1 protein-coding gene is annotated in these 4082 nt (G+C 58.0%); it reads left to right on the forward strand.

The genetic code is table 11. The features are described 5' to 3' along the window. Window positions 1-867 precede the first annotated feature (867 nt). Complete coding sequence (locus FS320_RS39505; RefSeq protein ID WP_162003340.1) at window positions 868-3921, forward strand: MobA/MobL family protein; 3054 nt, start codon at window positions 868-870, stop codon at window positions 3919-3921. Window positions 3922-4082 lie beyond the last annotated feature (161 nt).

The raw sequence follows: 4082 nt of genomic DNA on the forward strand, positions 1-4082 counted from the left end.
CTCCCCGCGCCGCCAATGCCTTGATAGTCATGCGAGCCTCCTGATCGAGCCGGCTCATGCGCTCCTCCGTGTCGTCCCGTGACACGGTAGGTCGACTTCAACCGGAGGCGACATCTCGTAAATCTGGCCGTCGCCTTACTCACACATTCGCGCGTCGCGCTACAAACGCCCATTGACAACTCGAACCTAGGTTGAGGTAACAGGGGTAAATCGACCAGAAATTTGGGGCACAAAAAATACTAGAGAGCTAGCACTCTCTGGTGCCTCAAACCGACTTTAGCTGGGCTGCGCCGAGTCCATCGTCAACTGCTCTTCCCGACTCTGCCGTCTCGTATTTTTTATGCCTCAACGAGCCTGTCGCCATACCTGTCACTTGCCCGAAGGATCACTCCGCAATTGTCATCAATCAGCGGCCAGAGCCGGACCGTTGACCAGATAAAATGCAGAAGCTCACCAAATTTTCGCACCTGGTGTTAGGCGCCGACTGGCATTGAAGAATTGCCATCTGATATAATAGCTGCCCAGCCACTGATACCCTTCCTCATGCCAGTCACGACCAGTCACCTCACTCTGTATACGCTCAAGGACCTATCTCTCGCACTGAGCAGAGCGACGAAGCGAGATTCTTCTAAGGACTTTACCCGGATGATCCCTGCCCGGTCCAAGGGCTATGCCTTGGGTGGTCTTGGGGTAGCGGCATCGGGCAGGGATGCGCCAGCCCCAATTCGATGTGGCGCGGAGACGCTTACCCCTCGAACTCAGGACTCCCATCTTGGAATGTCATCGGGTGTCCACCCGGCAGTGGGGTGGGCGTATGACCATCCGGGCGTGAGATTCGCCGATCGCAGCCGCGGTCGTGAAAGACCAGTGTCAGCCGAAGGGACGCAGACGTTCCACTTCCGGCACGGCTACTACTCTAAAACTTCGCCGATCGCTGAGATGATCAAAGCGGCCCGAAGCGGCCGCAAGTACACGGCCTCCAAGGCAACGGATCACCTTCTCTACATCGAACGCGATGGCGCAGCCGAGAACGTTGCAAAGGAGAAAGAGTATCCAGGCTATGATCCTGACGTAGCCGAGGATGGCTTCACCGCCCTCGAGCGTGAGGTTGCGGGTCGGAGTGCTGAAGAGCAACAGGATTTCCTTGAGCGCATTCCGCTCAAGAACCTGACGGACGATGAAATCGATGATCTTGAAATCGCATCCTTTGGGACCATTGGCGACACGCTCGAAGAGCGTCGCCATTTCTGGAAGGCGGTCGAACGGATAGAGGCAGATCCCCGGGGTGATACGGTCACGATACGGTTCTCCGCAGATCCCAAAGGGTGGGATCTTGCTATCAAGAACCTCGACTCTGCTCCTTCGAGGTTGCGGGACAATCTGCGGCGCGAGCAGGGCACCGAACCCAAAGATGTTGAACTCAGACTGATCCGGACTGATGAAGCCTTTGCAATTCATCAGTGGGTCATTGGACTTCATCCAGAGGTGCTCATTGAGATTGAGCGGGGTCGTGGCGGCCGTGTCCAAAACCGCATCATTGCCGAACTCCCGTTTGAGCTCGACGGACGCGAGCGTGTCGAGATCGTTCGCAACTTCACCAACAAGCTCACTGAGAAGGGCTTGCCCTTCTGGGCGGTGGTCCACGCACCGGACCAGAATAACGACAAACGAAATTTCCATGCCCACATCGTCTATTATGATCGCCGGTCATCCCGGATGAAGGACCCTCGAAACCCTGATGGTCGCGACGTCTGGGATTTCGAGATCGAAGAGGAAAAAGTCTTTCCAAACCGTCATCGCAGGACGGTTTGCCCATTTCTCCAGGAGAAGCTGCGCGAAGCCAATCGTCGGACATGGATCCCAATGTTGCGCAAGCGTTGGGCAACGGCGTCCAACGAGGTCATGGAGAAGGTCGGCGTCATCAAGCGGTATGATGCCCGCTCCTACGAGGCCATGGGCATCCAGCTCGATCCGCTCGAGCATATCCCCCCGAAAACCTTCAATAGGGAGAGAAAGGGAGAATTGACGGAGGAGGGTGTTGGCCTTGCCTGCCGACAATGGCAGGTCATGCAGGATCGGCTCGTGGCCGACCATGCAAAAAGGGCCAAATATCGCCAGCACATCCTCAAGAGAAAGACTGACAAGGCAAGACAGATATTGGGTTCCAAAAACCCATATAGGGACCTTGCCTTGAAGGAGGTCGACCGGCTCACCAAGCTCGTCGAACGTGCCGGCACACGCCTCTCGTCAAATGAGCTTTTCCAGGATCTCACTCGAATTGTCATTAACAGGGTGGCCTCGCGACCCAAACTGATCATCGAGGCAGACAGAAAGAAGAACGAGAAGGGCCCAGGCCGGACCAGGTCAAAGGCCGGCCAGGGCCAAGGTCAAACCACACAGCTCCATCGTGACGAAGTCGGTGCGGCGCAACCTGTCGGGCAGGCCGCCAAAGAGGCCATGGCATTTCTATTGGAGTTCTACAGACAGGGTGTTCACATCGATCAGCGGAATGAGGCTGAAATTCGAAGAATCAGAAGTCACCTGAACGTGCTTTTGAAGCGCCTCGACAACATGATGGCTGACCCGAAGCGCCACCCGCTGGATCGCCGTTCTCCAGGCTTTTTAGATCTGAACGTTATCGACCCAGGCCCTGAGGTCGTTGCAGCTCGGAAGAAAGAAAGAATGGACCAGATTGTGAGCAGGCTGGATGATTATGTTTTGCCCAAGCTGCCGCAGATTCTAGCCAATGCTACCGGCGCATCTCCATCCAAGCCAGAGCCAAGCGGAGAAACCAGTCCATCAAAGTCGGAGGCCTCCCAGCCGTCCGTCTCCAAGCTTAAGCCGGGAGCCCCCGAGCCGAAGCCCGTGGCCCCGAGCGTCTCGCGAGACGCTTCCAGCTGGGCGACCGATCGGGTTTCTCAGGCAGTGCCTGCCGATATGAAACCATCCACAACCACAGCGGCAAAGACTGAGGTGGTTCAGGAGCCTGTGCCTCCACGTCAGGACAAGCCCGTCGCTCTCCCACCAAGAACACGGTTCCGACCGGAGCCTTTTTATAAGCCCAAGGTAACGACCACCACGCCCGCGGCTGCCCAAATGAAAAACTCTGCCGCAGCTCCAACTAAATCACCAGCTCAACCCCCAGTGAATTCCGCCGCCCAGGCTCCTGTCCCGAATAATCCAAAGTCCGAGGCTGCAACAAAGCCGGTTGTCACAGGAAATTCCCAGCAGCCGGCAAAGCCGTCGGTAAATAATGTGCCGAAGCCGGGAAATATCGTAGCAGGCACAAAACCCATACGCGATAACGCAGGTTCCGCAGTGTCGAAACCAGCAACAGCGGCCTCTGCCCCAGCAGCGCCGGTTGGAGCGCAGCGCCCAGTCGCTGCTCCGACCAACACCAATCCTGCCCCGACGCAGGCACCACCTCGCCCAGCACAGGCTCCAGCGGCTCCCTCCGTTCGACCGACCGCCCCTCAGGCCGGATCTGCGAAGGAGCCCGCCACGGCTAAGGTCACGTCGGCACCAGTCCAAGCCCCGGCAAAGGCATTATCCCAGGCGCCTGCCCAAGTCCCGTTTTCTCGTCCCGAGCCCACTCGCGCGGCACTTGGCCCAGCCACCGGCACTGGGAAATCTGACGTTACGAAGGCGGCATCTGAGGCAAAGGCACCCGCTCGGCCGGACAGGACCTCTGTCGCACCCAAACCATCAACGGCCCCGTCTGGCCCGGTCAGGACGCCGGGAGAGAGATCTGGCGACGACCCTGCTGTGAAATCCGCCAAGGAAGAAGCCAAGATCCGCGTGGGCAATCCCATTTCGCCTGTCGCATCTAAACCGATTGAGCCGATCCGGGTCGAAGAGGAAAAGCCGCCGAAGAAGCCGAAGCGGCGCGGCAAGGGTAGGGACGAAGGCCCAAGCATGTAGTCGGGAGCCGGGTCCGGCCGTTTTCGCAGATAGGCTAGATCCTTAGCACAGTGATTTTGACGGTTTGACACCGCCAAGCTCGTGCTGCGGACTTCGCATCTGGTACCGAGGCCCCGTCCAATGGGGATCAATCCACTTGCAGATCCCGCACCGCTTCGAAG

It is taken from the genome of Microvirga tunisiensis, from assembly GCF_009296175.1.
Taxonomy (GTDB): domain Bacteria; phylum Pseudomonadota; class Alphaproteobacteria; order Rhizobiales; family Beijerinckiaceae; genus Microvirga; species Microvirga tunisiensis.